Annotated in this window: 26 protein-coding genes and 3 tRNA genes; 10 read left to right on the top strand and 19 right to left on the bottom strand. The window is 44.2% G+C overall.

The annotated features are described in order from the left end of the window. Positions 1–10 precede the first annotated feature (10 nt). The 6 genes from SDE_RS10115 to SDE_RS10090 all read right to left on the bottom strand — a co-directional run bounded on the left by SDE_RS10115 (position 11) and on the right by SDE_RS10090 (position 4,004). Positions 11–1,759: an ATP-binding protein gene (locus SDE_RS10115; RefSeq protein ID WP_226986502.1), complete on the bottom strand. Its 1,749-nt coding sequence runs from the start codon at positions 1,757–1,759 to the stop codon at positions 11–13. Between the two features lie 19 nt (positions 1,760–1,778). Beyond that, on the bottom strand, positions 1,779–2,630 hold the full coding sequence (locus SDE_RS10110; RefSeq protein WP_041324575.1) for a sugar ABC transporter substrate-binding protein: 852 nt from the start codon (positions 2,628–2,630) through the stop codon (positions 1,779–1,781). 103 nt (positions 2,631–2,733) lie between these two features. Then, the gene (locus tag SDE_RS10105; protein WP_011468399.1) at positions 2,734–3,561 is read right to left on the bottom strand and encodes a mechanosensitive ion channel family protein; all 828 of its coding nucleotides are present in this window, start codon (positions 3,559–3,561) and stop codon (positions 2,734–2,736) included. Between the two features lie 103 nt (positions 3,562–3,664). Continuing rightward, positions 3,665–3,740: transfer RNA gene (locus SDE_RS10100), tRNA-His, on the bottom strand. 26 nt (positions 3,741–3,766) lie between these two features. Beyond that, positions 3,767–3,843 (bottom strand) — tRNA-Arg (locus SDE_RS10095). An 84-nt stretch (positions 3,844–3,927) separates the two neighbouring features. Next, positions 3,928–4,004 (bottom strand) — tRNA-Pro (locus SDE_RS10090). Positions 4,005–4,201: 197 nt separating this feature from the next. Between SDE_RS10090 and folD the strand changes: the two genes are divergently transcribed. The 3 genes from folD to SDE_RS10075 all read left to right on the top strand — a co-directional run bounded on the left by folD (position 4,202) and on the right by SDE_RS10075 (position 6,975). Next, complete coding sequence (gene folD, locus SDE_RS10085; RefSeq protein WP_011468398.1) at positions 4,202–5,044, top strand: bifunctional methylenetetrahydrofolate dehydrogenase/methenyltetrahydrofolate cyclohydrolase FolD; 843 nt, start codon at positions 4,202–4,204, stop codon at positions 5,042–5,044. 117 nt (positions 5,045–5,161) lie between these two features. Then, on the top strand, positions 5,162–5,890 hold the full coding sequence (locus tag SDE_RS10080; RefSeq protein ID WP_011468397.1) for a pseudouridine synthase: 729 nt from the start codon (positions 5,162–5,164) through the stop codon (positions 5,888–5,890). Further along, positions 5,890–6,975: a class I SAM-dependent methyltransferase gene (locus SDE_RS10075; RefSeq protein WP_011468396.1), complete on the top strand. Its 1,086-nt coding sequence runs from the start codon at positions 5,890–5,892 to the stop codon at positions 6,973–6,975. Before SDE_RS10080 ends, SDE_RS10075 begins: the two co-directional genes overlap by 1 nt. 43 nt (positions 6,976–7,018) lie before the next feature. On the opposite strand, the gene SDE_RS10070 is transcribed toward SDE_RS10075, so the two are convergent. From SDE_RS10070 to SDE_RS10045, 6 genes are read right to left on the bottom strand one after another with little or no spacing between them, the layout of a single operon-like run. Further along, a complete protein-coding gene (locus tag SDE_RS10070) occupies positions 7,019–7,267 on the bottom strand; it encodes a rhodanese-like domain-containing protein (protein ID WP_011468395.1) in 249 nt (82 codons plus the stop codon). Positions 7,268–7,310: 43 nt separating this feature from the next. Then, complete coding sequence (locus SDE_RS21300; protein ID WP_011468394.1) at positions 7,311–8,186, bottom strand: spermidine synthase; 876 nt, start codon at positions 8,184–8,186, stop codon at positions 7,311–7,313. A 3-nt stretch (positions 8,187–8,189) separates the two neighbouring features. Then, complete coding sequence (locus SDE_RS10060; protein ID WP_011468393.1) at positions 8,190–9,908, bottom strand: alpha/beta hydrolase; 1,719 nt, start codon at positions 9,906–9,908, stop codon at positions 8,190–8,192. Next, a complete protein-coding gene (locus tag SDE_RS10055) occupies positions 9,909–10,631 on the bottom strand; it encodes a TIGR01621 family pseudouridine synthase (protein ID WP_226986485.1) in 723 nt (240 codons plus the stop codon). A 17-nt stretch (positions 10,632–10,648) separates the two neighbouring features. Continuing rightward, positions 10,649–11,440 (bottom strand): hypothetical protein, encoded by a 792-nt coding sequence (locus SDE_RS10050; protein WP_011468391.1) that lies wholly within the window; start codon positions 11,438–11,440, stop codon positions 10,649–10,651. Between the two features lie 22 nt (positions 11,441–11,462). Next, positions 11,463–11,786, bottom strand: coding sequence for a hypothetical protein (locus tag SDE_RS10045; protein WP_011468390.1), 324 nt, complete (start codon positions 11,784–11,786; stop codon positions 11,463–11,465). A 138-nt stretch (positions 11,787–11,924) separates the two neighbouring features. Here SDE_RS10045 and SDE_RS10040 point away from each other — a divergent pair, with 138 nt between their 5' ends. From SDE_RS10040 to SDE_RS10030, 3 genes are all read left to right on the top strand, one after another. Continuing rightward, positions 11,925–13,460, top strand: a complete 1,536-nt coding sequence (locus SDE_RS10040; RefSeq protein WP_011468389.1) for an FMN-binding glutamate synthase family protein — start codon at positions 11,925–11,927, stop codon at positions 13,458–13,460. After that, positions 13,460–14,011, top strand: coding sequence for a DUF3806 domain-containing protein (locus SDE_RS10035; RefSeq protein ID WP_011468388.1), 552 nt, complete (start codon positions 13,460–13,462; stop codon positions 14,009–14,011). Before SDE_RS10040 ends, SDE_RS10035 begins: the two co-directional genes overlap by 1 nt. Before the next feature lie 335 nt (positions 14,012–14,346). Further along, positions 14,347–14,556, top strand: coding sequence for a cold-shock protein (locus SDE_RS10030; RefSeq protein WP_011468387.1), 210 nt, complete (start codon positions 14,347–14,349; stop codon positions 14,554–14,556). A 145-nt stretch (positions 14,557–14,701) separates the two neighbouring features. Here the strand turns inward: SDE_RS10030 and SDE_RS10025 are convergent, their stop codons facing one another. Together SDE_RS10025 and djlA are read right to left on the bottom strand one after the other, a co-directional pair. Continuing rightward, a complete protein-coding gene (locus SDE_RS10025) occupies positions 14,702–15,622 on the bottom strand; it encodes a S1/P1 nuclease (protein WP_158303872.1) in 921 nt (306 codons plus the stop codon). A gap of 47 nt (positions 15,623–15,669) precedes the next feature. Then, the gene (gene djlA, locus SDE_RS10020; RefSeq protein WP_041324567.1) at positions 15,670–16,476 is read right to left on the bottom strand and encodes a co-chaperone DjlA; all 807 of its coding nucleotides are present in this window, start codon (positions 16,474–16,476) and stop codon (positions 15,670–15,672) included. 308 nt (positions 16,477–16,784) lie between these two features. On the opposite strand from djlA, the gene SDE_RS10015 reads away from it, so the two are divergent. After that, positions 16,785–18,596 (top strand): sensor domain-containing diguanylate cyclase, encoded by a 1,812-nt coding sequence (locus SDE_RS10015; protein WP_011468384.1) that lies wholly within the window; start codon positions 16,785–16,787, stop codon positions 18,594–18,596. Here SDE_RS10015 and SDE_RS10010 read toward each other — a convergent pair. From SDE_RS10010 to SDE_RS09990, 5 genes are read right to left on the bottom strand one after another with little or no spacing between them, the layout of a single operon-like run. Next, entirely contained in the window at positions 18,580–19,137 is a 558-nt protein-coding gene (locus tag SDE_RS10010) for a DNA-J related domain-containing protein (protein WP_011468383.1), read from the bottom strand. The genes SDE_RS10015 and SDE_RS10010 overlap by 17 nt on opposite strands. Positions 19,138–19,173: 36 nt before the next feature. Continuing rightward, positions 19,174–19,998, bottom strand: a complete 825-nt coding sequence (locus SDE_RS10005) for an ion transporter (protein WP_011468382.1) — start codon at positions 19,996–19,998, stop codon at positions 19,174–19,176. A 10-nt stretch (positions 19,999–20,008) separates the two neighbouring features. Beyond that, a complete protein-coding gene (locus SDE_RS10000) occupies positions 20,009–20,197 on the bottom strand; it encodes a DUF3012 domain-containing protein (RefSeq protein ID WP_041324566.1) in 189 nt (62 codons plus the stop codon). Continuing rightward, positions 20,197–21,576, bottom strand: coding sequence for a cysteine--tRNA ligase (gene cysS / locus SDE_RS09995; RefSeq protein ID WP_011468381.1), 1,380 nt, complete (start codon positions 21,574–21,576; stop codon positions 20,197–20,199). The genes SDE_RS10000 and cysS overlap by 1 nt, the downstream gene beginning before the upstream one ends. Positions 21,577–21,634: 58 nt before the next feature. Beyond that, positions 21,635–23,329 carry a glutamine--tRNA ligase/YqeY domain fusion protein gene (locus tag SDE_RS09990; protein ID WP_049762618.1) on the bottom strand — a complete coding sequence of 565 codons (1,695 nt, stop codon included), beginning with the start codon at positions 23,327–23,329 and terminating at the stop codon, positions 21,635–21,637. Between the two features lie 159 nt (positions 23,330–23,488). Between SDE_RS09990 and SDE_RS09985 the strand changes: the two genes are divergently transcribed. The 3 genes from SDE_RS09985 to SDE_RS09975 all read left to right on the top strand — a co-directional run bounded on the left by SDE_RS09985 (position 23,489) and on the right by SDE_RS09975 (position 25,975). Continuing rightward, positions 23,489–23,980, top strand: coding sequence for a peptidylprolyl isomerase (locus SDE_RS09985; protein ID WP_011468379.1), 492 nt, complete (start codon positions 23,489–23,491; stop codon positions 23,978–23,980). A 2-nt stretch (positions 23,981–23,982) separates the two neighbouring features. Further along, positions 23,983–24,708 carry a UDP-2,3-diacylglucosamine diphosphatase gene (locus SDE_RS09980; RefSeq protein WP_011468378.1) on the top strand — a complete coding sequence of 242 codons (726 nt, stop codon included), beginning with the start codon at positions 23,983–23,985 and terminating at the stop codon, positions 24,706–24,708. 139 nt (positions 24,709–24,847) lie between these two features. Next, the gene (locus tag SDE_RS09975; RefSeq protein WP_041324564.1) at positions 24,848–25,975 is read left to right on the top strand and encodes an FIST signal transduction protein; all 1,128 of its coding nucleotides are present in this window, start codon (positions 24,848–24,850) and stop codon (positions 25,973–25,975) included. The last annotated feature ends 5 nt before the right edge of the window (positions 25,976–25,980 follow it).

Raw genomic sequence — 25,980 nt, 5'->3', positions numbered from 1 at the left:
CCTCAGAGAGCTAACTTTTACTGGTTGAAAACGAGTCAAATTCAACTAGCGTTTCATTGTAGCTAGCGCTTAATGCTGATACTTTAATTAAATAAGACTCTTTAAAAGCTTCCATATCAATATAAGCGTCTGCTTGCTTACACAATAACTCTAAGTCTTCAGCCGCATCTGTGACAAGTAACGCGCTCAAATTAGCTGCAGAGCCTTTAATGCTATGCGCGATATATTGCGCATCAGTCCAATCCTCCGTTATATTTATTGTTTTAAGCTTATCAATATTAGCTGGCATGTTGCTTACAAAAAGTTGAATCAGCTTTTGTAAGCGCTCTGTTTTATTATTTATACGCTTCAAGACTGTCTCAAAATCCCATATTACAGGCTTAGTATTTGTAGAGCCTTCACTTTGCGCGGTTGTGTTCAATTCGCAACTCAATGGTTCAGTATTACCCGCCTCTAATTTCGGTTTTATCCATTTACTTATAATTAATAGCAACTGCTCTCCATCAATAGGTTTGGATAAATAATCGGACATACCTGAAGCCAAGCAGGTTTCTTTGTCCCCTGCCATTGCATTTGCAGTTAATGCAATAATAGGAATATGTTTATAGTGTTTTAAAATTTCACTACTTCTTATTTCTCGTGTAGCTTTGTAGCCATCCATTACCGGCATTTGACAGTCCATTAAAATAAGATCGAAATTAAGACTCGATCTTGTCAACGCAGCTAGCGCATCCTGCCCATTTACAGCGGTCTCTATTTGAAAATCTTCGTCTTCCAGTATACCTAAAATAACTTCACGGTTAACCGCGTTATCATCTACCAGTAATATTTTAGGGCTATTTTCACTTGGCACTCTAACTATCGCTCGCTCTTGCTCTTCTCGATTTTCCAGTAATAGTGCTTTTTCTTCTAGTGTAGGCGAATGAATTATCCCCTGCGCGGCATTAACTACAGCGTGGTTTATTGCTCGAATAAGTAGCCTAGGCGTAACAGGCTTCGTTAGTATGTGGTGGGGATATGCAATAATAGGCATTAAACCCTGCTGATTTTCATTTCGCCAGCTGTCAATATCTACCTCAACATTAGCTAACAGCAGCAAGCCATCACTAGCCCCATGGCGTTTTCTTTTTTCTAAAACATCAATTAACGCACTAGCAAAATTAGTATCTAGCTTGTCCGAATCGATGATAAATAGCTTCGGTTTATTGGTCTCTATATCTACTAACTGCGCAAGCGCTGCATTCAAATCCTCGTACTTATCTTCTTCTGCAAAAACAGCATTACACTGAAACTTCTGCATTTGCTTTACTATTGCGCTCGCGCGCTGTGTAGAGGCATCGAACACGATGTAATCATATTCTTTTGCATCTTCTTGAAGTATATGCTTCTCTTTTAGTTTATCTTGCACTTCTTGAGTAGCTGGCAGCGATAACGAGACGGTAAAGCATGTTCCTTTATGCAATTGGCTGCGAACCGATATATCCCCATTCATCAGTTTGCAAAGCCGCTGCGAAATCACTAGCCCTAAACCGGTACCGCCATATTTTCTGGTCGTTGAAGCATCAGCCTGAGTAAAGCTTTTGAATAGGCGTTCCATTTGTTTGTTTGATATCCCAATACCAGTATCTTCTATAGTACAGACAAAATCGCCGTGTTCATTATTACGTGCACTTACCTTCACATACCCACTTTCAGTAAATTTAATCGCATTGCCTACCAAGTTAATTAATACCTGCTTTAAGCGATGCGGGTCTCCAATTACGTGCTTATGCTGTATTTCATCTAGCTGTGACCATATAAGAATAATAACTACGCATTGGCTTGTTTTTAAGGCTGGGCAGTAAAGCTACTCCCAGGTTTTCACCTAGTGCCCGTTTATATTCCTGATACAACCAAGTACCGTTGATAGTGTAAACCAGTTTCCCGCTTTTAAATTTGTCGCTGTAGCAGGTATAACCGCAGTCAATTTTTACTACGCCTTGTTTTATCATGCTCCATACGTAGCTCATTGCAGAAAAGGTGTGCGGAGAAACAATTATTTCTTTTGGGGTTAGCTCGGCTTGTGAATTAAAGCTCGTGATGAATGGGATTAGCCAGTACATATCCAACAGAGACCAACCTATAAGCTCTATGTCTTGTTGATCAGCCGGCCTCTCGTTAAGCAAAGCCTCCCAATTTTCTGGCGCCTTGGGCGTGAGAGATTTATTGAAATACAGCACAAGTTGATTGCCACGAGTGAGTCGGATTGCTTTTTTTGTAAGGCTAAATACTTGCGCATCACTGCTCTCAGTTAGCGCAAAGCCAGCTGGCACCTCATCGAATTTAATCGATTGTTGCACGCCTAGCACATCTTCAGCCGCAATTAGCGCATGGGGAAGCTCCCCTGCATGGCTTGCCCTTAGCAACCTTGAACGAAGATCGGTTTGATCCAACCACTCAAAGTTCACATTCTGGTCGTATTGCTCGCTATAACGCTTTAATACCTTGGTAAATGCCGGGTCTGAGTTGGTGTAGCTAATCCTTAGCTCTGCCACTTCCGTTTTAGCCACACAGAAACTAGCCACCACCAGCAATAACATAGCGGCTGGGAGTAGAGGTAACCGAAAAATAGGTGCACGGGGCATAGGCATAATTCACCTGAAATATGCCTAAAGTATAGATTAGAAATAACGCTTTGCAGGGGCTAGATCGCGCCTACATGCCAGCTAAGTAGCTGTAATGACAGCAATATTACTAATCTGGCTTTCTGGAGAGTTGTGAGACGATTGTAAAAAAGGACTCGCTTAAGTTGCTTTCCACATTATTGCGGTCTTCTGGCGCACATAAAATATGGATTTTGAACGCCAGCTTGGCGTCATTTGCGGTTGTTAAACGGATAGTCGGTTCAAAGTCGGCATTATCGCTAAATTCCGCACTCACAGCTTGCAAAAATGCTGGTGATGCCTGCACGCTCTCCCATACACGATTGAGCGCTAACCCAAGCTCTTCTTTTACTTTGTTAGCCACCTTATAGTTGGGCTCCATAACAAAGCTTATATTTAGCGGGATAAGTTTTGTATTCGCCTTACTAGTAGCGAAGTGATTGCTCAGAAATACACTGTTAGGCAATGTAATGCGACGCCCAGTAGGCAAGTCATCATCATTCAGCTGCGCAATAATAGTACTAAGCAGCGTCAACTCAACCGCCCGCCCTTTACAGCCTTGAATATCTATCACATCCCCTACCTTCACTGAGGAGCTGGTACGCATAACGGCACCAGTTAAGCAGAGAATTATCTCTTTAAGAGCAATGACAATGGCTACAGCAACAGCAGTTAGCGATAAGGCGAAGGTTCGAAGCTGAGGCGCCCACTCTAGAACAAGAGCAAAAAGCGTGAGAAAAACAATTAGATTTTGGGCAAGTTTGCCCCATTTTGCCTTTAATGTCGGCGAAAGTGCATCATTTTTAACAATAAAACGTCGAATCGTCCAGCGACCGATTACAGCTGCTGCCAATATAAGAAAGGTTGTAACCAGGCCGCGCGAGGTGGCAATTTCGATGAGCCTATCTAAATGTTCCATTTTTACCTACCGACTGACGATACAGACGCGATTATAAAAGAATGAATAGATATAACAAATCTAGGCAATGCAGTGAGAACTGTATAAAGGAAGAGAAAGGGAATGGGGTGACTGAGGGGACTCGAACCCCCGACGACTGGAATCACAATCCAGGGCTCTACCAACTGAGCTACAATCACCACTGTAAAACCTACGCAAAACTTAATGGCGCGCCCGGCAGGATTCGAACCTGCGACCCACGGCTTAGAAGGCCGTTGCTCTATCCAGCTGAGCTACGGGCGCATTAGCAATCTTGCGCAAACCTCAGAAGCCTACCACAAGAAGTTTAACTCTTGTTTGCTTTAGCGTAATAAGGAATTTCTTGAGTGGTCGGAGTGGAGGGATTCGAACCCCCGACATTCTGCTCCCAAAGCAGACGCGCTACCAGGCTGCGCTACACTCCGATCGGTTTGGCTAGCTGCCAATCTCAAGAGGCGTGCATAATACATAGGGGCTTCGATCTCGTCAACGCTCTTTTTAAAATATTTTGTTTCTTGTGCAAGCTATGTGAAAATGCGCCCCAGTTAAAACTAAAACTTATAGCCTTTGCGCTAGCCTACTTTACTTTGCAAGCCCTACGTTATCGAGGAATCAACCAACTATGTCAGCACTTATTTTGGACGGCAAAGCACTTGCTAAAAAAACTGAAGATGAACTCACGCAATGTGTGGACAAATTAAAAGCAAGTTCGGGCCACACGCCTATCCTCGCAACCATATTGGTTGGCGATGACCCAGCCTCTGCCACTTATGTAAAAATGAAAGGCAATGCGTGTAGCCGTATTGGTATGGAATCCTTAAAAGTTGAAATGCCTACCAGTACCACCACTGAGCAGCTGCTTGCAAAAATTAACGAACTCAATGCGAACCCAGCGGTTCATGGGATATTGTTGCAGCACCCAGTACCAGAGCAAATTGACGAGCGCGCATGCTTTGATGCAATTGCTTTGGAAAAAGACGTAGACGGCGTTACCTGCTTAGGCTTTGGGCGTATGGCGATGGGCGAAGAGGCATATGGCTGTGCTACCCCTAAAGGTATTATGCGCCTTCTAGAAGCCTATAACATCGAACTGAACGGCAAACACGCGGTTGTAGTAGGTAGAAGCCCTATTCTTGGCAAACCGATGGCAGCGATGCTGTTAAACGCTAATGCGACCGTAACTATTTGCCACTCGCGCACACAAAATTTAGAAGCGCACATTAAACAGGCAGATATCGTTGTGGGCGCTGTAGGTAAACCAGAATTTATTAAAGCGGAATGGATAAAAGACGGCGCAGTTGTTGTGGATGCGGGTTATCACCCCGGTGGTGTAGGCGACATAGAACTTGCGCCTTTAGCCGATCGCGCTGCGGCTATTACACCAGTGCCTGGCGGTGTTGGCCCAATGACAATCAATACGCTTATTTATCAAACAGTTGATTCTGCGCAAAAGAAATTAGGCTAAAAGCTAGCTGCAATCTATTGCTGACTTGCCATTTACGGCGGTCAGCAAGTCTTTTGGCTTCATGTTTAAAAGCTTCCCAATACAAAACCTACAAACCATGCTTGCGGTATAAAAAATATGCGCTTAGATAAATTTATCGCCAATAACAGCTCATATTCCCGCACAGAAGTTAAACGGCTAATTAAAAATAAAACTGTGTGCGTCGACAAAAAAATCACAACCGACCCTAGTTTTACAGTAACAAATCTAAATACCGTTCGCATAGATGGCGAAATAATCGAAGCGATTAAACCGCTTTATATTATGCTCAACAAACCAACAGGTTATGTTTGCGCCAATAAGGATAACATTCACTCACCCGTTGTTGATTTAATAACCGAGCAGCATGCACGACAAAGTGATCAAACCCCACCTAAATACCGCGCGCAAAGTTTGCAAATAGCTGGGCGACTAGATGTAGACACAACAGGGTTAGTTTTGTTAACCGATAATGGCGAGTGGAATCACCGTGTGACCTCCCCCAATAAAGCCTGTTTTAAGCGGTATCGCGTTAAACTTGAAAAGCCACTGGATGATGCAGCCATTAAATTACTCAGCGAGGGAGTAATGCTTCATGGCGAAAAAGCGGCCACCCTGCCCGCTACTGTGGAGCTTATAAGTAACACCGAAGTATTGCTCTCTATTCAAGAAGGTCGCTTTCACCAGGTGAAACGTATGTTTGTGAAGGTTGGCACTTGCGTTGTTAAATTACACCGCGAAGCTATTGGGGCGATAGAGCTAGACACAAACCTTAAGCCTGGCCAATGGCGCCACCTTACGAACGAAGAAATTGAGGCTATAAATTAATGCCTGCCATATCACGCTACTTTATAAACTATGCCAAACAGCTGGCCCGCCACAATGTAAACGCGCACTTTCTATGGATTATAGATGACGGCTTCCATTTTGAGCCAAAGGATTTCGATTCATTATTAGGTATAGCGCCATCCATATGTGTAACGATAATAACAAACCGTTATGATTTAACACTCACCCACTACGCAAGCCAGAATGAACAGTTACATTTACACTTTTCTGATTTCGACTTTAGCCAACTAAACATTCAAGGCGTTGATGCTATTTTCTACCGCGTTTCGAAAGAGAAGCCCGTTGTACACCACGTTTTAAATAACGCTGCTGCTATTTTACAGCCAACTGCTGCTCTAGTAATTGCCGGAAGAAAAAACGAAGGTACTAAAACTTACTTAGATAAACTAAGCAAACAACTGGGGCTAAATGTAAAAACAAAAAAAGAAGGCGAGCTATATTTTGGTATAGCGAATGCACACACAACAGAAAACACCTCTACACCACTAGATTCTAGCAATTACAATGCATTGCGCGAGGTTGCAATATGCTGCGACTTACCCATGCAGAGCAAACCCGGGGTGTATGGCTGGAAAAAGTTTGATCTGGCAACTCAGCAGCTTATTGCGTTTATTAAACAGCGGTACAACAACTTAAAAGAGCATACAGTATTAGACTTAGGCTGTGGCTCTGGCTACCTCTCAATAGCCGTTAAAACCTTGCATTGCCGCTCGCTAACAGCAACAGATAACAACGCCGCTGCGGTATTAGCAACGCAACAAAATTTAATTACAAATAATTTGGCTGAAGCCGCTCAAGTAGTAGCAGACGATTGCGCTCAATCAATCCAAGGGATGTTTGATTTGGTAGTTTGCAACCCCCCTTTTCACAAGGGTTTTGAAACGAGTAGAGAGTTATCAGATTTGTTTTTAAAAAGCACTGCGCGCAAGCTAAGCAAAAGTGGTGAGGCATTATTTGTGGTAAACAGCTTTATTCCCTTAGAAAAACTTGCAATGCCCTATTTTAAACAAGTAGAAAAACTACAAGACGACAAAATCTTCAAAATTGTTCGATTAGCCCATTGAAGTATTGCGGTATCCTAACGGGTACCGCTTAGTTGGCTAGTCACTACTTCAATACGTCTTCTATGCCACCTTCATTGGTAACCTTCGTAAACCCTAGCGCATTAAGCGTATCTTTTGCGATACCAGAGCGCCGTCCAGTACGGCAATACACACGTATATCGGCATCTTTATCTTCTGTTACCTCACCTATACGCGCACCAATAGACTCATACGGTATATTTACCGCTTGAGGGTGATGGCCTGATGCGTACTCATCAGCTTCGCGTACATCTATCCAGTAAACTGTGCTCATAAAAACTCCTATTTAATGTAAAAACATGTGGCTGAGTATAACGTCAAATTTTATACGGGGTAATGCTGTAGCCCATTTTATCCCATTTAGCCTGAGTAACGTTTGCATACATTTTGGCATGTGTAGGCAATAAGCGCTTATCTAACGGGCAAAGGCTAAATACGCCCATTCTATTTTCGTATTGGGGCAAGGCAAGCTTTGCACAGTTTATATACTTAGCCGAGTCATCACTATTAAAAAACCCCTGCTTTTTTGCAGTTTGCTTCGCTTTTTGCCAGCTAGCTTGGCCTTCAAAATTCATTACTAACAGGCCTTTTTTAGTAAGCGATTTTCGCAGCAATGCCAACCACTCTACACTTGCCTCAACGGCTCTAATGGGTTGGCCTTTGTCATCCTCTTTAAAGATATCTTCGATAATAAGGTCGTATTTGGTTTGATTATTTTCAAGCCATGCTTTCGCTTCCGCATGCACTAACCTACATTCAATGGGGCCAGCATTATTATGCTGAGCACTAACTGTACTTGCGTGAAGACTTTTAACTTTAGGCGCTTTGTTATGGGCCTGCTTAATTCTAGACTGATCTATAGCAATAGTTTTAACACCAAAAAAGCGTTTAGCAATAGATAAGTGGGTAGCATCCAAATCCACTCCGGTAATATTATTCGGCCCTAAACAGTGTGATAAAGCCCTAATTACGGCGCCGCCGCCCACACCAAGCACTAAAACGTTTTTTATTTGGGTGGGCTTAGCGAGCATAAAAGCGGGTAATAGCAGCAAATCCCACACCCCACCACACAACACAGCATTTGGGTTCCACTGGCTATGAAATACTTTGTTGGTGTATAGGCGCACACTGCTACCCGCCGTTATAACTTGATAGGTAACACCTTTTATCTTTTTCTCCCAAATTAATGCCATGGGTTACCCTTCAAAATAATCCAACTCACACATTGCCTCTGGTGCTATCGGCTCGCCAGCCTCAAATGCTTCTAAGGTTTTAGTAAGTAATGTGGGTTCACACCCATAACTTAGCAATACACCGTGCCCCCAATTGCGCAATACCTTTGTATAAACATTATCACGCATAGGTAACTCTCTAAGTGTAGCCGCGGGGGTTACCGGGTCCTTGTCCCCTGCTAATACTAATAAAGGTACAGTAGGATAAGCGGCAGTATGTACCGAGTCACGAGCGTTAAAGATACTGTCGCTACAGACGTAACTATCTTCAAACTCCAACCAAAACTGCTTCCAGTTAGTGATGTCGGCGTTTCGAGCTTCGCTACTGCGGTAGCTACTCTTTGGAAAATACTCTTCTGCCACTAGATCAACTTCTTTTTTAAATAGTGACGAATCAGGCAAGTCGTTATCCAAACATTCCACCGCGGTATAGGTGGCCAAGTTAAAAAATTCTGTGTCAAAATTGAATAGATACGCATCTAACACGAGCTTTGTATCAAACTGGGTTGCAAACTGCTCATTAAAAGGCGTCGGCTCCTCAATAAAATTAAGCAGAAACCAGTAATAGCTTGGCCACAGTGCACTATCGTAAAGCACAGTAAACTCAATACTTATTAAGTCCATCTCAGTAAATACAAGTTTTTTAATCGGCTGCTCAAACAAAGTAATCTCTACTGGCTGCGCTGAAGACTCAAGTTTATTCAATACGGCCTGTACTAGCTGTTGGTAACTAGCGGGAAATACTTCAGCATCTTTCGGCTCTAAAGCAACTAAGAACTCCTCATACAATTGCATATGATGCTTTCTAGCTTTTAATTCTAGCTGAGGAAAACTTAATAGATTCCCGGACTGAAACAAATAGGGTGAATCTAAAACAATAGAGACTACCTCTTTACTCTGCCCTGCAAGCAACGCCAGCCTGCCACCGTAAGACCCGCCCCAAAGGTGCCACTTTTCATAGCCCAATGCCCGCATTAGCTGAGTAACATCACCTTTAGAGTAGTGAGAACTAAGTAGCCCTATGCCAGGATGTTGTTCATTTTTTGTAAAAGGCACCTGTGCCTGTAAAAATGCATGGTATTGGGCCACACACTTTTTCTGCAAGCTAGCCATTAACGCAATTTCATCACTTATCGATGTACTTGTTGTTAACAAGCGCAGCTGCTCTGTAGCTAATTCAGCGCAATCAAAGTAAGGCAAGGCGCCTTTAGTGCCGCGCGTATTTATTAGAACAATTTCTCGCGGCAAAGCGGCATCCTTTAAAAACACCTGCCAAAAATCGATATTCGCTTGCTCGGTAGCGCCACCTACTCCCGGCCCGCCCTCTAGGTATATAACAGGCGCTTTTTGGGCGCTACCAGCTTCAACATGCCTTTTGCGTGATATGGGTGCTTTAATCTTAAGTACGGCAAAACCAAGTTCGAACTGCCCACGGCTGATATTTGTAGTTAGCACACCACAGTCCAAGCTAAAATCCTTCTCTACTGTACTTGTACAAGGCACTTTTTTTATCGCTGGGTTATCCCAATGCCCACCTTCACCTATTGCAGTGCTTTTATTAGGCGTTAGGCTTAAGCGCCCTGCCACATCGTTGTGCTGAATAATTAAATACGTACAAGTCGCTAGTACACAACAAGCAAGCAACAAAAAGCTAATTCGCTTCAACCAAAGAATATTCTGCATTTATAGAGGCTTTTTATTTTTTACAGTGGGCCATGCATGAGAAGGCGCATCGCCAATATCAATTAACGCAGAGCTAAACGCTTCGCTTAAAAATAACTCGCCACTGGTTGGCTTGCATTTAAATGAATGGCGCTCGCCGTTAAACTCAAACTCTAACTGATAGGCATGTAAGTACAAGCGATCGCTAGGCTCACCGCCATAACGCTCATCGCCAATAATGGCGGCGCCTAGCGCTTTAAGAGCTACTCGTAACTGATGGGTTTTACCCGTTGAAGGCTTTAACAGGATTAACCGCATACCACTTGCCAGCGCGAAACTAAAAAAATGTGTTATTGCTGGGTTAGTTTTAGCCGCTGTTAACTTCCAGCTACCATTACGCGTTTTAACCATATCGCCGATAATTGCCCCTTGTTTTTTTGCTGGCTTTTTAGACGTAATGGCAAGGTAGTATTTTGTAACGAGTTTGCGCTCGAACAATTGTCCAAATTGGGCTGCAGCGCCAGAAGACTTGGCGAATATACATAGGCCAGATGTGGGTTTATCTAAACGATGGGCAGGCAATAACGCCGAATCACCCAGTACAGTACGCACCAGAGTAACAAAACCTTTCTCACCGGGTTCGTCATGCATGCCAATACCCGAAGGTTTGGCACACACCGTAAAATCACTGTTTTCAAATACAACAAGAGCCTCTCGAGGGAGGCTCATATAGGTGTTAATCAAAAGTATTACCGCTTCAATTATTTGCCAAACAAGCCTTTAACTTTGTCTAACTTTTCTTTGGCATCATCATCCAAGGCTGAGTCTAGCTTTTCTTGCATTTTAGCTTCAGCTTTATCTTTAATATTTTCTTCTGCTAATTTTTTCAGGCGTTTTTCCGCCGTCTTTTTAGCTTGTTTTATTAATGGGTCCACAATGGCTTTACCCATTTGCGCAGGGGTTAAACCATTTGAAGCACTACCTAAATTTACAGACTCTATTATTGGCATTTCTAGCACATAATCACCGTACTTTTCGGTAACTAAATTTACTTTGTTATCGCTAAAGACAAGTTTTTTAATAGCTAGTTTAATTTCTTTGCCTGCGCTTTCTTCAGCGGCCTGCTCTTGTTGCGTAGAGCCCCCACCCACGTTTTCATTTATTTGTCGAAGTAGTGCTTGCAGGTTTGAATCCAAGCCTTTTTGTTCTGCGGTAATGCTTACACCTGAAATGCGCATTTCATCAATAACAATTACATCGGTTTGCAGCGAACTGGGATCAATATCGAATACGATATCCTCAAAACTAAATGCATTGTCAGTGGTGAAACCCGCTGGGTTAGCCACCGAGAACCCCTTAAACTGAGCACGCGCATCTTTTAGGGCGATATCTACGCTATTTAAATTTACATTGGTACCGGTAACTTGTGGCCCAACGGTTTCAACGCCTTCTTTTACCAAGCTGTTAAGATTGCTATACAAGTAATAACCGCCAGCCGCTAACAGACCAACAATTATAAGTAGTAGTATTCCAATAACCTTAAATGCTTTCATTTTTTATCCTTACTCTGTGAAATTAAAACGGATCATTTGGGTTTGGTTCAGTGGTTTTATCGTTTAACTCATCAGAAAGTTTTTCTTTGAGCTCATCCACCAAGCTATCAAAACCGTTTAATAATTGTTCATTTGTGCGCTTTAACTTATTTTCAAGCGTATTCGCTTGTGCATTTTGCAGCGCCTCTTCTAAACGCAAAATATCTAACTCTAGCTGCCTTGAATAAGCATTGGCAGCGTCGACTTTAACAGCTAACTCCTGCGATTCAATTGTTTGGCAATACAAGCGCCAAGCTAGCGCTGCAATGACTAGCAATAGTACACTAACCACCATTGAGGTACGCATAGATTCTGCCTTTATATGTAACAGGTTTAACTTACCAAGTTATAGAGTCTAAAAAGCAATCAATTCAACACCGTACCCGTGTTTATACGTTCACGTCACTTTGTGCTAAATCGTTACTAGTTAGGGAACACCATCTAAATGCTCGACACATTCGCTCAACAGGCAATGAATTATATTGCTCTGCTTATTATGGTGATAGTTGTAATCGCCTTGATCACCATTGCTGTGCTATATGTTATTGATTCTACTCAAAACACTCAGGCTATACGACGAAATTACCCCGTTATAGGCCGTTTTCGATACTTTTTTGAACATTTAGGTGAGTTTTTCCGGCAGTATTTTTTCGCTATGGATAGAGAAGAAATGCCGTTTAACCGCGCCATGCGCACTTGGGTGTACAAGGCTGCTAAAAACATAGACCTCACCATTGCTTTTGGCTCTACTCGCAACCTGCGAGTAACGGGTGAACCCTTGTTTCTTAACTCTGCATTCCCAACCCTTGACGAAGATGCCACCGAATCTGGGTCGTTAACCATTGGCCCAGATTGCAAAACCCCATATCACGCCCCCAGCTTTTTTAATATTTCGGGTATGAGTTACGGCGCGCTCTCCCGTGTCGCCATCCAAGCTCTATCTCATGGGGCAAAGAAAGCGGGCTGCTGGGTAAACACGGGGGAAGGCGGCCTATCGCCCTACCATTTAGAGGGCGGTTGCGACATTGTATTCCAAATTGGTACTGCTAAATATGGTGTTAGGGATAGTAAAGGCAACCTAAGCCACACCAAGCTTAAGGAGCTAGCAGCCATAGAGCAGGTAAAAATGTTCGAGCTAAAGCTGAGCCAAGGCGCAAAACCTGGCAAAGGCGGTATTTTGCCAGCAGAAAAAGTAAACACTGAAATTGCCAGCATACGTGGTATTCCTGTAGGCGAGGCATCAATTAGCCCTAATCGCCACAAAGATGTCGCGAACAACGAACAGCTATTAGAGCTTATTGTCGCCATCCGCGAAACCACCGGTAAACCGGTTGGCTTTAAAGCAGTAATGGGCGACCCAGCTTGGCTAGAAGAAGTTTGTAGACTAATAACAGTGAAAGGCAACGCTTATGCACCAGACTTTATTAGCGTAGATTGCGCAGAAGGTGGAACCGGTGCGGCTCCGCAGCCTCTAATGGATTATGTTGGCCTGCCTATAAGAGAAAGTTTGCCCTTGTTAGTGGATACACTCAAAGAGTTTGGCTTGCGCGACCGCATCAAAGTGATTGCATCAGGCAAGCTGGTCAACCCCGGAGCCGTGGCCGTTGCCATGGCGACAGGCGCAGATTTTGCTGTTTCTGCACGTGGCTTTATGTTCGCATTAGGGTGCATTCAAGCCTTACAATGTAATAAAAACACGTGCCCAACAGGCATTACTACCCACGACAAGAAACTACAAAAGGGGCTAGACCCTACCGTTAAAAGCGAACGGGTGGCAAATTATCATTATCATTTGGTTAAATCTGTAGAGACCATCGCCCACTCCTGTGGAGTGCGTTCGGCTCGAATGCTAGAGCGCGAGCATGTTAGGCTGGTAACAGAAAATGGCTTTAGTCGGCCCCTCAGCCTTATTCACCCAGAAAAGGTGGTTTTTGTTGAGACTCCTAAAAAACACACAAATAAAAGCAAGGAAACACTGTAATGGTTAACTGTTTTACCTACTGCAAAAAGCTGTCACTTTGCCTCACAGGCTTGTTTGCCGTACTGATACTTGCAACCCCTGTGACAGCTGAGACTATCTATGCCAATGACGAAGACACTCTACCCAGAGTAGACCCCATGGCATGGATAAATGAAAACTATTTAAGCCAGCAGCGCACTCGCATTAATGAAATATTGCGCGACAATTATGCACGGTCCTTTCGCGGTGGAGTAGCGGACTTCCGCCTACTACAACGCTTAATTGACGAGCAGGTTATCCCTAAAACCGATACACAAAGTTTACAAGCTATGGGCGTTATCTTAGGCGACATATATGTAAGCCAAGTGGAAGGCCTAGAGTGGGGCGTGTACGAAGACGAGCTAGGCAGAAGTCATGCGGTATGCGCAGTAAACACAAAAGAATGCCTATTTGTTACAACAATGCTCTCTCGCAGAATAGAGGTTGGCGTTAAACCCAATGTAAAAAGGGTTTACGATAAAGGGCTAATGCAAATAAAACCGTTTTTGCCCAAACGCCCCTTTTCCGATTAACTCACCCTTCGCTTTTTTGCAAAAACATGGCGCTCAAACAAAAAAACGAGCGCCCGACTCCCCTTTTTTAATATTTCCCCAGTAATTCGGTTAATTAGCGGCCGAAAGCATATTGTTTTCTTAATCGAACCGGCCTAGAATCGGTCGTAGGTTGATTTGACAAACTGTGTTTTCTAGCCAATTACTTGCAGTTGTGGGGCATCCTTTTTTGAATGCATCAATGCAAATTTTGCTTTAAACCTGTTACCCATTTCTACCTTTACACTTCCTAAAGGTGTAACAATTTAAAAGTAACATTACCGACGCAACAATCAAGAAAGGTTAAATGCTATACCATGTCAGATAAGTTAAACGGAACTGTTAAGTGGTTCAACGAGAGCAAGGGTTACGGTTTTATTAGTCGTGAAGGCGGCAACGATCTTTTCGTTCACTTCAGCAATATTACTGGTAGCGGCTTTAAAACATTGAAAGAAGGTCAATCGGTATCTTTTACCGAAGGCATGGGCCAAAAAGGTCCTCAAGCAGAGAATGTAGAACCTCTGTAATTAGGCTATAAGCCAAAGCATTCAACAAAACGAGCTAGCTCGCTAGCTCGTTTCTTTAATAGCTCTTACGTTTACGTTAGAGCCGGGCACTTTATTCGTAAGCTTTTTAGCGCTTACCGCCCAGCGCCTCATTTATTCCAATTAATTATTTATTGGCATCCCTCAAATAGCATTTCATTATTTGAGCAGTCCTGCTCGCAGCCATCTCTATTCTACTTTTAGCAATACTTTTTGCGTTACTTCGATATTTTGCATTATTGAAATCATCGTTCTTCGGGTACAAATTCACTACTAGCTCTTTTGCCTCTGCCAGTAAATAGCTTCCCCAAGCAGGTGAAGTACCGCAAGCAGCCTTATGCTTGACGGGCTGAATATCAATGGATTCCACTGGGTTAAATGCTGCCAAATCCCAAAACTGATGAGCATTTAAACTGCATTTTGCGCCCTTCTTTTTTAAGCAATAGGTATTACCACCGCGATCGTGTTCACAGTGTTTATTTGCTCGGCTAACATTATGCAAGGGTTGGTGAGCGTCGCCTACGAGGTGAACATAAAAAGCAAATGCAATAGCCTGCTGACTAATAGAAAGATCTGACTGCAACGAAGATTCTAGCGCAGATAGCGCCGAGTATAACTTGCCACGATTCTTTTTATTGCAACTCAATAAAAGCTTGTTATTAGAATCGTAAAAAACATTGTGATAGTGCCATGTAGAGGTTGTGTAATTTTTATATGCCGCTAAATCGGCTGGTGTGGTGGCACCTACGGCTTTAAAAAGCACACTCAGTTTTTGGCTACGTACTAAATCTGGCCACGCAGCAAGCCAAGCGGCTTCGTAAGCTGCTTTCTCTGCAAGTGCAGCGCTTGAACTAGGCTTTTTAATTTCATATCTTGTGCGTCGCTGCCAATCCTTTCGCTCGGCAGAAAACTCACTAGATAACACGTTAGCATATGCGATAAGTGTTTTTTGTTGACCTTCGCTGGCTCCGCCGTCTAACGCGCTGCTGGCAATGGTACCGTGCCACGCGAGCGACCAAGCCCCTGCGTGAAAGCTGCTAAACAACAAATAGCAACAAACCAATAAATACGAGGCCCTCTTAAAGGTTATCATTGTTAACTTTGCGATTTTCTTTGTTTCTTTATCATCTCATAAGCACTTTGTATTTCTTGAGATTTTTCGGTCGCCACTTTAATTACATGCTCAGGTACGCCCTGCCCAGCGAGCTTATCTGGATGATACTCACTCATTAGCTTGCGGTACGCCCGCTTTAACTCAGAATCCGATACCGATGGCTCAACCCCCAAAGCGGTATAAGCAGTCGATAAATCCGATTGACTAGAGGCACGGCCACCACTGCCCGAACGCTGACGATTATCAAAGTGAAACTGTGCTTTAACCATGCCAAGTAAATGATTAAAAGCAAAGCTGGAATACCCTAAGCGTGTGGCAATACTTGCGAGTATATTTTCCTCTGCCTGGTCCAAAGTGCCATCCGCATAGGCAAGAGTGATCAAATACACAAGCAATAGCTGTTTTAGGTCGCGATATTGGCCGCAATCGACTAAAAATGCATCTAAAATAGCATCTACCGACTGCTCCCCTTTGCTTCCACTCTGAAACAGTCTAATAGCTTGGCTACGCGCGTCGCTATCTAGGCGCATAGCGGCGATTAGCTGTTCAGTATTGCCAATCTCATCCTCGCAAACTCGGCCATCGGCCTTGGCAATTACCCCCATTAAAGGAAATACCGTGTTAAAGAATGCCTGCTCTACCGCTTTACGTGCTTCGGGAGTAAAGCTTGCAGCAACTTTCATCCTACCTTTATCGAAGAAATGGCCAGCAACCCCACCAAATAGGGCTCCCGGAGGCCCCAGAGTAAAAAAACCAATTAACGCGCCGATTACGGTACCTATATACATGTAACTCACATACTCCACTTTTACGGTTTTACTGGGGCCCCAGCAATTACTTCTAAATAGTTTGCAAACAGTTACCCGCATTATATCCTGCGAGCCAACTCATGTATCGACCTAGATCCTATTCAACCGCCTTCGTTGGCCTAAGCTCAATATATAAGCCTTATATGACGCGATTGGATCAGATATAGGTTCAGCAAAAAACCACAATATATCTGAATACGGTGTTACACTTTTACGGTTGAATAAACGCGCAACAAGGTAAACCGATTTACACTTTCCACGTTAATAGAGTTAGTTAAGATTCGAATATGGCTAAAATACCCACTCGTACCGCGTCTACTCTATTGCTAGTGGTGCTCGCGATTATAATCTCATTTGAAGTACACGCTCAGCCGACAGCAACAGCAAGCAGCCTTCGCACAGAATCTATTAAAGTTGACCTAAACCAAGAATTTGAGTTCCTCGAGCTAGATAACAATTTCAAGCTGTACGAAGATGTTTCTGCCAGCGCCACGATAGACGATGTAGCGCAAGTGTTTGAAGATGAAGCCACCACTCAGTTTTCGGTTGGCGACACCAACATAGGGTATTCGAGCTCTGCTTGGTGGGTAAAACTAAGCTTTCACAACCCGCAGTCGGCACCTAAAGAAATTATTCTACGACAAGCTTACCCCCTTATTGATAACCTTCAACTCTGGACAAGAAGCTACGAGAGCCATTGGAGCGTAAAGCAATATGGCGATAAATTTCCTTTTAGCCACAGAGAAATTTACCACCGCGAATTCCTGTTTCCACTAATCATCCCCGCAAGGTCCACAAAAGAATACTTTTTACGCTACGAATCAGAAGGCTCACTCGACATAGCGTTAAGCATACACGAGCCGCAACACTTACTTAGTTTTGTGGGCACTCAGCAACTTATTTACGGGTTGTATTACGGTGGCTTTATGGTGCTTGTGCTCTATAACCTGTTTATTTTTATAGCAGTGCGAGATAAAGCCTTTTTGTACTACCTTCTATATATATTCTTTTACGGGCTCTATATGGGCGCACATAATGGCCTAACGTTTCAATATTTCTGGCCTAATCACCCACAAATAGGTAACGAGGGCCTGCTTGTTACCCTCTCGCTGTCGCTGGTGTTTGCGCTGCAATTCTCAACAGATATTTTAAATATTAAAGAATTTTCTAAGCTGCTTAACCGAATAGCCAAATGCCTAATGATAGCTTGCGTTGTAGCAATACCCGCCGTACTTACAATGCCCTATGCTTTTATGGCACCTGTTATGACAGTGCTAACCCTAACCATAATGCCGCTATTTTTTGTTATGGGCGTATTACGATTAGCATCGGGCTACCGCCCTGCTCGCTATTTTATGCTCGCATGGACCGCACTCATCTTTAGCGTAATTGTTTATGTACTTAAAGTGTTTGGCGTATTACCAAGAACATTCTTTACCGAAAACGGTTTCCAAATAGGCTCAATTATTGAAATGGTGTTGCTATCACTCGCATTGGGTAGCCGTATGACAGAACTTAAACAACAAAGCCACACCGACGCCCTAACAGAAATAGGTAATCGACGCCGATTCGACGATGTATTCCCAGTTGAATTTGAGCGAGCGCAGCGCAACAAACAACCGCTGGCACTGCTTATGATAGATATAGATTACTTCAAAAAGCTTAATGACACATTTGGCCACGATGCTGGTGACCAAGCATTGCGTGCAGTAGCTACAACCATTAAAACCCTTACTCGCAAACCAATGTTACCCTGCCGTTTTGGCGGTGAAGAATTTGCTGTAATTTTGCCGCGCACCGATAGCGCGGCTGCAAAAATAGTCGCAGAACGCATAAGGCAAACCATCGCCGAAAAACCTATGGCTAAACGAGAAGTTACTGTGAGTGTGGGTGTGGCATCAACGGACATGGGGTATTTCACATCATCACGAGCCATTATGAACGCCGCCGATGAATGCCTTTACCTTGCGAAAGAAATGGGTAGAAATAGAGTGTGTTTGTTTAGCGAGGCACCACAAAAGCAGGCGCCAATCGCTGCATCTAAAACACCGCTGCTGGAAAACACTACGGAGGGCAACGAGCCTAACGCCGCTGTTTAAGGCGCTGGTAGGCGGCATGCACCTTGTTAAATTCTATTGCGCTGCCGCCCTTATCTGGGTGCAGTGAGCTAGCTAAACGCCGATAGGCGCTTTGCACATCTTGCCATTCGCTATTGCTATCTAAGCCCAAGGTTTGGAAGTCGTCATCCCCCGCCTGATGAGCAGCGTATTTTTTCCAGAAGCCGGTGAGCAACTCCACCACAGAGTCCTCTGTGGCCGCGCAAAAGTTCGCCCAATCTAAATAATAATTTGCCAGCTCTTGCGACTGCACACTATTACTTAGCTGCGAAGTTACATTGCTATCTGAGTGGTAATACTGAATTAAAAGCGGTGAAATAGTAAGAGCACAGCCGTAGGGCAAGGATTGCTGAATACGGTATAAGCAGTGCTGAATGAGAAAGTGCTTCTGAAACAGTGCGATATTCGCGTTTGCATTCCACCGAATATCACACTGGCTGTTTACCAAAGTAATTAGATCGTATTCCTTTGCCACACCGTTTCGCTTAAGGTGAGTGTCGATTAATTCGATAGCGGTAGGCACCAAACTTAAGAAATCGATATTTTTACTCCTACAATTTTACTTAGAGGGCTGGTTTACCAGCGTATTTAACATACCTTTTATTTCGGCAAGCTCAGCTTTGATGGCAGCGAGTTCTTGGCCTTCATTTTCAAGCCCCTCCTCTACCATACTTCTATGCTCCTGCTCCATTACATTCACTACAATACCGATAATCATATTAAGAAATGCAAAAGCGGTGAAGAATATAAACGTAATATAGTACGCCCAACTGAAGGGATAGACCTTCATGGTTTCGTACATTACATCGGTCCAATCTTCAAAAGTCATCACCCTAAACAGGGTAAGCAAGCTTAAAGTAATATCGCCCCAAAGGTCTTCATTAATAGTAGCAAAGAAAGTACTGCCTACTGCTGCATAGATGTAAAAAATAATAAACATGAGCAGCACAACATAACCAAGCTGCGGCATAGCTTTTAACAAGCTGTTTAGCAGCATGCGCAGCTCGGGGATAATAGACACCATGCGCAGAACACGGAATATGCGAATTAACCGCCCCACTATAGCTAATTCGCTATCATCAATAGGGATTACGCTAACCATTACAATAATGGTGTCAAAAATATTCCAACCACTGCGAAAAAATCGCGTCTTCTGTTCTTCGCCAAGAAAGCGAATACATATTTCAACCAAAAAGAAACCAGTAATAAACCAGTCGAGCACAGCTACGGCATTAGAAACAGAATCTGGAATGTCGTAAGTCTTAGCGCCTATAACCAGCGCCGAGAAGACAATAACAAAAATAACGAAAGACTCGAAAAGCTTGTTGCTGCGCAAATTTGCGAAGCGCGCTTCAATAACACTAAACTTAGTTGGGCTACTCATATAAGGTTTATTACTCTTCACCTAAGCATCGCTGTGCAAACTGCTCGAACTCTGGGTCTACCCAATCACCATTGGGTTTTTCCATCATCACAGCACACCATTGCTCGTAGTCTTCCTTGTTTGAACAGCCCCACAACATTAAAAAGGCGATTGTAATAATCGCCCCTGTTAAAACATTAAGTACTTTATGTGCTTTCACTAGATTCGCTTCCAACTTGTACCAGAAGCTGAATCTTCAAGCGCTATGCCTTTTTCGGTAAGCTCTTTTCGAATTTCATCGGCACGCGCATAGTTTTTAGCGAGCTTTGCATCTTTGCGCTCCACAATAAGCTGCTCTATGTCTTCCGCCGAAAGCTCACTGCTGCCACTAGTAGTGGCTTTAAACCACGCTTCAGGTTCTTGCTGTAATAAACCTAGCAAACCACCCAGTGCCTGTAGTTGTGCAGCAGCTATTGCAGCTTCTTGGCCTTCGTTTTTATTAACGATTTTGGCCAATCGATGCAGCTCGGCAATAACCTGTGGTGTGTTTAAGTCGTCTAATAAGGCAAGGTAACCGGCGTTATCACTTAAATCGACAGCGTCGGTACTGGTGGCAGGTGCATTTTTTAGTGCGCCATAAAGTGTATCGAGGCCAGCTTTGGATTGATCCAGTAGACTTACAGAGAAATCTAGCTCTGAACGATATTGAGCACTTAGCAAAGCAAAACGAATAGTTTCACCGTGATACTGCTGTAATAGATCGCGCACAGTGCGGAAATTGCCTAGCGATTTAGACATTTTCTCGCCATCGATATTCACGTAACCGTTATGCATCCAATAGCGCACGTATTCTTCGCCACCGTGTGCACATTCACTTTGCGCTAATTCGTTTTCGTGGTGCGGAAAAATCAAATCGCGACCACCACCATGAATATCAATGGTGTTTCCCAAATGGGTTTCGATCATTGCCGAGCACTCTAGGTGCCAACCGGGGCGTCCGCGGCCCCAAGGGCTAGCCCAACCGGGTTCGTCATCTGCGGATGGCTTCCATAATACAAAGTCGCCAGCGTAGCGTTTGTAATCTGCCACCTCTACACGTGCGCCGTCTAGCATATCTTCTAGCGCGCGATTAGAAAGCTTGCCGTAGTTTTTCATAGATTGCACATCGAACAACACATGCCCGTCTGCTTCATAGGCATGGCCTTTTTCGACTAATGCAGCAACCATTGCAATCATCGGCTCTATATGAGCAGTTGCTTTCGGCGCAATACTGGGCGGTAAATTATGCAATGCTGCCATATCTTCGATGTAGGCTTCAGTAAAACGCGCCGTGAGCGCACTTATAGACTCGCCATTTTCTTTGGCGGCTTTCATAATTTTGTCGTCAATGTCGGTGATATTGCGCGCGTAAACTACCTCGGGGTATAGCGTTTTTAATACGCGGAATAAAACATCGAAAACCACGACGGGTCGCGCATTACCAATATGCACAAGGTTATAAACCGTTGGCCCACACACATACATTTTTATACTTTGTGGGTTAACAGGTACGAACGGTTCTTTTTTGCGTGTGCGCGTGTTGTATACAGTTAATGACATAGCTAGCCTAATTGTTTGCAACCGCTTTATTAAAGCAGCTGCAGTGTTCTAATTTATTTTATGCGTCTTTTTTGCCCCAGCTATCGCGCAGGCCAATAGTGCGATTAAACACTAAGCCAGGCTCTTTAGCGTCACGACAAAAATACCCTTCGCGCTCAAACTGAAAGCCTTGACCTGCGGTTGCCATAGCAAGGCTTTTTTCTAACTTACAATTAGTAAGTACAGTTAAGCTCTCTGGGTTGATGGTTTCCATAAAGTCTTTATTACCTGCGTCGGGCGCCTCATCTACAAACAGGCGATCGTAAAGACGCACTTCGGCATCCACACAATCATGTGCTGCAACCCAGTGAATTACGCCTTTGGGCTTGACGCCGTCTTCTGGGTCGTTACCTACCGTGTTTTCAATAATGCGCGCTTTTACTTCAATTATTTCTCCCGCATCATTTTTAATAGCTTCATCAGCTTCAATAACATAAGCGTTGCGCAAGCGAACACGCTTGCCAATAACCAAACGCTTGTATTTTTTATTGGCTTCTTCTCTAAAGTCTTCTTTATCGATATACACCACTTGGCCAAACGGCAGCTCCCTACTTTGTAGGTCGTCGCGGTTGGGGTGGCCGGCAGCGGTAAACACTTCGGTTTTATCGCTTGGGTAGTTAGTTAAAGTAACTTTTAGAGGGTTAAGCACGCACATTGCACGGGGTGCATTTTTATCTAAATCGTCGCGTATTGCATGCTCAAGCATCGCCACATCAACTACACCATCAGATTTAGTAACACCAATCATTTCGCAAAACTTGCGAATAGCCGCTGGCGTGTAACCGCGACGACGATAACCGGCTATGGTAGGCATGCGCGGATCATCCCAACCAGTAACTACACCTTCATCAACAAGCTGTTTAAGTTTGCGCTTGGAGGTAACCGTGTAGTTTAGGTTTAAACGGCCAAACTCATATTGCTTGGGCTTACTCGGCACAGGAAGGTTCTCAATGAACCACTCGTACAAAGGGCGGTGATCAGCAAATTCCAATGTGCAGATAGAGTGCGTTACACCCTCGATGGCATCTTCTTGCCCGTGGGCGAAATCGTAAGATGGATAAATACACCATTTATCGCCCGTTTGGTGATGACTTTGCTTACGAATGCGGTAGAGGATAGGGTCGCGCATATTGATATTGCCGTGCGACATATCAATTTTTGCACGTAGGGTTTTAGCGCCTTCGTCGAATTCACCGTTTTTCATGCGCTCTAGTAGGTCGAGGTTTTCCTCAACACTGCGCTCGCGATATGGCGATGGCTTACCGCCCTCTTTTAAGGTACCGCGGTATTCCCTAGCTTGCTCGGCATTTAAGTCACACACATAAGCTTTGCCGTTTTTAATTAGATGCTGTGCCCAACCATAAAATTGGTCGAAATAGTTCGATGCGTACTTGATGTCGCCGCCCCAAGTGAAGCCTAGCCATTCAACGTCGGCTTTAATTGCTTCTACATACTCCATTTCTTCTTTGGCTGGGTTCGTATCATCAAAACGCAAGTTACACACACCGCCAAAGCGCTCAGCAAGGCCAAAATTTAAGCAGATAGATTTGGCGTGGCCAATGTGTAAATAGCCGTTTGGTTCGGGTGGAAAACGCGTAACAAGGCCATTACACCGACCTTCATCTATATCTTTTTTGATGATTTGCTCTAGGAAGTTAAGCGGCTTGTCGTTACCTGCTTCGGTCTCTGCGGAACCCAGTGGGGTGTCAGTCATAAAAATACATGCTCTATCTAGTGCGAAAGTGTTGGCAGTGTACAGGGCGGAAGCGAAGAACGTGAGCCCATTTGCCATCTAATTTAAAGGGCGTATTATAGCCGCCAGAAATTTCCTGCACAGGTATAACGTGCTATTTAAACCAATCTGGAGCTGTAAATGATTACTTTACATACAAATTTCGGTGACATCACCCTAGAGCTTGATTTCGACAAGGCGCCAAAGACCGCAGCTAACTTTAAAGCCTATGCTGAAGAAGGCTTTTACGAAGGCACAATATTTCACCGTGTTATTAAAGATTTTATGATTCAAGGTGGTGGTTTCACCGAAGATATGAGTCAAAAATCAGGTAAAGCGCCTATACAAAACGAAGCAGACAACGGTTTAAAAAATGAGCTTGGCACTATCGCTATGGCCCGCACCATGGACCCACACAGTGCTTCATCTCAGTTTTTTATCAACACCAAAAACAACGATTTCTTAAACTTCAAAAGTAAAGATATGCAAGGCTGGGGCTACTGCGTATTCGGTAAGGTAACCGACGGTTTAGAAGTAATTAAGAAAATTGAAGCGGTTTCTACTGGCAAGCATGGCGGCCACGCTGATGTGCCTAACGATGCAGTTATCATTGAAAAAGTAACCGTAGCCTAATTATGGCGCGCTATTTCATTTCGGATTTACACCTTCAGCCGAGTCGAATGGACTTGGCTAAGGGCTACTATGATTTCTGCGAGCAACACCTTAGCCAAGGCGATGAGCTATACATTCTAGGGGATTTTTTCGACGCCTGGATTGGTGACGACGAAGACGGAGCCTTCTACAAAGACGTTATCCAACAGCTTGCAGCCCTAAAAGGGCGTGGAGTTAGTACATATTTTATGCACGGCAACCGCGACTTTTTGGTGGGCGGTAAATTCGCCGAACTTACTGGCGCTACACTGCTTGAAGAAAACTGCACCATTACCTTAACTGACGGACGCACAGCGCTTTTGTTACACGGCGATAGCCTGTGCACCGGCGATATTGAGTATATGGCGTTCCGCCAGCAGGTGCGCAACCCAGCGTGGCAAGCTCAAATTTTAGCTCTTCCGCTCGAGCACCGACGTGCTATGGCAGCAGATTTACGCGCCAAAAGTAAGAGCATGAACAGCAATAAAGCTGAAGATATCATGGATGTTGCCGAAACTAGCGTAAATGCAGCTTTCGAGCAGGCTAACACTTCACTCATGATTCACGGCCACACTCATCGCCCCAACCGCCACAAGCACACAAACAGCTTAGGGGTGTGCGAACGCATAGTGTTAGGCGACTGGGAGCAAACCGGCTGGTACTTAAAAGACGACAACAGCGCTGTAGAACTAGTCGAATTCCCACTTTAGCTGTCAACATTGTGTTCCTATGGCGCCAGTTAAACTGCGCGCCATATTTCCCCTCCCCCCTGCTATACCGCCCACCTAAATGGCGATTCACCTGTTTTACACCTATCATTTAAAGGCAGTTTTTAAAGATAGGCGAAACATGAACGTTCAACAGTACAGCATAAACACGCTACCACTAGAACCGACCCAAGAAACCGATTTAGTGTTCATTTTTTCAGGTGAGCACCGCGATGAGTTTGCTGCAAACTATGAGCGTGCACGCACAGCCTTCCCTTGCGCCACGATTGTAGGCTGTTCGACAGCAGGCGAAATAGAAGACACCAGGGTAACAAGCAATCATTGCGTAATAACTGCGGTTACCTTCAAGAATACGTCAACATTCAGCGTGTGCGCCGAAGTCACAGATATAGCCCACTCCAAACGTGCAGGAGCACAATTAGCTCAAAAGCTTCTCGCCCACAGAAACACACCGCTAAAACATATTTTTGTGCTCTCAGACGGCTTGAATGTCAATGGCAGCGAACTGGTTACCGGCCTAGTTGAATCTGTACCCAGCTACATATCCGTTACCGGTGGCCTTGCAGGCGACAATGGTGACTTCACTTTTACCCAAACCATCGCAAACGGCGCCCCCAAAACCGGCCAAGTGGTTGCCGTAGGGTTTTATGGCGACGGCATTCATGTTGGTCACGGTTGTATGGGCGGCTGGGACCCCTTTGGCACCGAGCGGCTAATAACACGTTCACAAGCTAACGTACTGTACGAACTAGACGGCAAACCTGCACTACAATTATACAAGCAACACCTTGGCGAACACGCCCAAAGCCTGCCTAGCGCTGGCCTCCTGTTTCCACTAACCATTCGTGAAGAAGGATCGAATACAACACTTGTTAGAACAATTTTAGGCGTAGATGAAAAAGACCAAAGTGTGACGTTTGCCGGCAATGTCCCCACTGGGCAGTATGCCCGTTTTATGAAAGCCAACTTCTCTCGCTTAGTTTCTGGCGCCGAGAATGCCGCTAACGAAAGTGTTAAACACTTTAATTCGGATGAAGCAGAGCTAGCCGTTTTAGTAAGCTGTGTGGGTAGAAAAATGATTCTTAAGCAACGGACAGAAGAAGAAGTAGAAGCTGTAAGAAGCGTTTTAGGCCCGCAGGTTGCTGTAACAGGTTTCTATTCATACGGTGAAATATCTCCCCATACACCTACGGCAAAATGCGAGCTGCACAATCAAACAATGACTATTACAACGTTTTGGGAAGAATAACCGAA

The sequence above is a fragment of the Saccharophagus degradans 2-40 genome, assembly GCF_000013665.1.
Classification (GTDB): Bacteria; Pseudomonadota; Gammaproteobacteria; order Pseudomonadales; family Cellvibrionaceae; genus Saccharophagus; species Saccharophagus degradans.
The sequence above is the reverse complement of the archived record's forward strand: the minus strand, read 5'-3'. Positions and strand labels throughout refer to the sequence as shown.

What these genes read in the sequence shown, in the direction of transcription:
- SDE_RS10075 (WP_011468396.1), top strand. Translation starts at nt 5,890, where the DNA reads ATGCCTGCCATATCACGCTACTTTATAAACTATGCCAAACAGCTGGCC.
- SDE_RS10050 (WP_011468391.1), bottom strand. Translation starts at nt 11,440, where the DNA reads ATGAAAGCATTTAAGGTTATTGGAATACTACTACTTATAATTGTTGGT.
- SDE_RS10060 (WP_011468393.1), bottom strand. Translation starts at nt 9,908, where the DNA reads ATGCAGAATATTCTTTGGTTGAAGCGAATTAGCTTTTTGTTGCTTGCT.
- SDE_RS09985 (WP_011468379.1), top strand. Translation starts at nt 23,489, where the DNA reads ATGATTACTTTACATACAAATTTCGGTGACATCACCCTAGAGCTTGAT.
- SDE_RS09975 (WP_041324564.1), top strand. Translation starts at nt 24,848, where the DNA reads ATGAACGTTCAACAGTACAGCATAAACACGCTACCACTAGAACCGACC.
- SDE_RS10110 (WP_041324575.1), bottom strand. Translation starts at nt 2,630, where the DNA reads ATGCCTATGCCCCGTGCACCTATTTTTCGGTTACCTCTACTCCCAGCC.
- SDE_RS09990 (WP_049762618.1), bottom strand. Translation starts at nt 23,329, where the DNA reads ATGACTGACACCCCACTGGGTTCCGCAGAGACCGAAGCAGGTAACGAC.
- cysS (WP_011468381.1), bottom strand. Translation starts at nt 21,576, where the DNA reads ATGTCATTAACTGTATACAACACGCGCACACGCAAAAAAGAACCGTTC.
- SDE_RS10105 (WP_011468399.1), bottom strand. Translation starts at nt 3,561, where the DNA reads ATGGAACATTTAGATAGGCTCATCGAAATTGCCACCTCGCGCGGCCTG.
- SDE_RS10030 (WP_011468387.1), top strand. Translation starts at nt 14,347, where the DNA reads ATGTCAGATAAGTTAAACGGAACTGTTAAGTGGTTCAACGAGAGCAAG.
- SDE_RS10080 (WP_011468397.1), top strand. Translation starts at nt 5,162, where the DNA reads ATGCGCTTAGATAAATTTATCGCCAATAACAGCTCATATTCCCGCACA.
- SDE_RS10015 (WP_011468384.1), top strand. Translation starts at nt 16,785, where the DNA reads ATGGCTAAAATACCCACTCGTACCGCGTCTACTCTATTGCTAGTGGTG.
- SDE_RS09980 (WP_011468378.1), top strand. Translation starts at nt 23,983, where the DNA reads ATGGCGCGCTATTTCATTTCGGATTTACACCTTCAGCCGAGTCGAATG.
- SDE_RS10035 (WP_011468388.1), top strand. Translation starts at nt 13,460, where the DNA reads ATGGTTAACTGTTTTACCTACTGCAAAAAGCTGTCACTTTGCCTCACA.
- SDE_RS10045 (WP_011468390.1), bottom strand. Translation starts at nt 11,786, where the DNA reads ATGCGTACCTCAATGGTGGTTAGTGTACTATTGCTAGTCATTGCAGCG.
- folD (WP_011468398.1), top strand. Translation starts at nt 4,202, where the DNA reads ATGTCAGCACTTATTTTGGACGGCAAAGCACTTGCTAAAAAAACTGAA.
- SDE_RS21300 (WP_011468394.1), bottom strand. Translation starts at nt 8,186, where the DNA reads ATGGCATTAATTTGGGAGAAAAAGATAAAAGGTGTTACCTATCAAGTT.
- SDE_RS10040 (WP_011468389.1), top strand. Translation starts at nt 11,925, where the DNA reads ATGCTCGACACATTCGCTCAACAGGCAATGAATTATATTGCTCTGCTT.
- SDE_RS10070 (WP_011468395.1), bottom strand. Translation starts at nt 7,267, where the DNA reads ATGAGCACAGTTTACTGGATAGATGTACGCGAAGCTGATGAGTACGCA.
- SDE_RS10005 (WP_011468382.1), bottom strand. Translation starts at nt 19,998, where the DNA reads ATGAGTAGCCCAACTAAGTTTAGTGTTATTGAAGCGCGCTTCGCAAAT.
- djlA (WP_041324567.1), bottom strand. Translation starts at nt 16,476, where the DNA reads ATGTATATAGGTACCGTAATCGGCGCGTTAATTGGTTTTTTTACTCTG.